At 73.1% G+C, this 249-nt stretch carries 1 protein-coding gene; it reads right to left on the bottom strand.

The features are described 5' to 3' along the window. Positions 1-249: transposase (locus tag B1964_RS27850; protein WP_172398990.1), on the bottom strand; the 249-nt coding region annotated here is incomplete at both ends.

The following is a 249-nucleotide window of genomic DNA, read 5'->3' as shown; positions in this document are numbered from 1 at the left end:
CAGGCGCGGGGTGAACGACCCGCCCCGGTCTCGCGGGACGTCCAGCTCGATCGGCCCGACCTCGGACTCCACGGTCTTCGGGGTGGTCCCGTTGCGGGAGTTGGCGTGCTTCGGCGCCTCGCTCGAGCCCTTCTCGTAGCCCAGATGGCTGGTCAGCTCGGCCTGCAGGCCCCGCTCGAGCGCGGCCTTGACCAGCGCGGGCACGAACCCGCCGTCACCGGTGAGCTCGACGCCGCCCGCGTCGATCTG

The organism is Gordonia sp. i37, assembly GCF_002043085.1.
Taxonomy (GTDB): Bacteria; Actinomycetota; Actinomycetes; order Mycobacteriales; family Mycobacteriaceae; genus Gordonia; species Gordonia polyisoprenivorans.
Note: the sequence above shows the minus strand (reverse complement) of the source record. Positions and strands in the feature narration are given on the sequence as shown.